Origin of the sequence: Frankia sp. AgPm24 (genome assembly GCF_023243055.1) — a bacterium.
In the GTDB taxonomy this organism is placed as follows: Bacteria; Actinomycetota; Actinomycetes; order Frankiales; family Frankiaceae; genus Frankia; species Frankia umida.
In genome coordinates, this window is the sequence record NZ_JALKFW010000104.1 from 1 (window position 1) to 371 (window position 371).

Sequence of the window (371 nt, forward strand, 5' to 3'; positions counted from 1 at the left end):
GGAGCCGATCGCCGTGGTCGGGATGGCCTGCCGACTCCCCGGCGGCATCACCTCACCCGACGAACTCTGGCACCTGCTCGACACCGGCAACGAAGCCATCGGCCCCTTCCCCACCGACCGCGGCTGGAACCTCGACACCCTCCACCACCCCGACCCCGACCACCCCGGCACCACCTACACCCACACCGGCGGCTTCCTCACCAACATCGCCGCCTTCGACGCCGAGTTCTTCGGCATCAGCCCCCGCGAAGCCCTCGCCATGGACCCCCAACAACGCCTCCTCCTCGAAACCAGCTGGGAAGCCCTCGAACACGCCCACCTCGACCCCGACACCCTCCGCGGCACCCCCACCGGCGTCTTCAGCGGCCTGA

1 protein-coding gene is annotated in these 371 nt (G+C 70.1%); it reads left to right on the top strand.

Features of this window, described 5'->3' with window-relative positions; all coding sequences use genetic code 11:
• The coding region (locus tag MXD61_RS05860; RefSeq protein WP_248811815.1) for a polyketide synthase at positions 1–371 on the top strand (371 nt) is incomplete at both ends.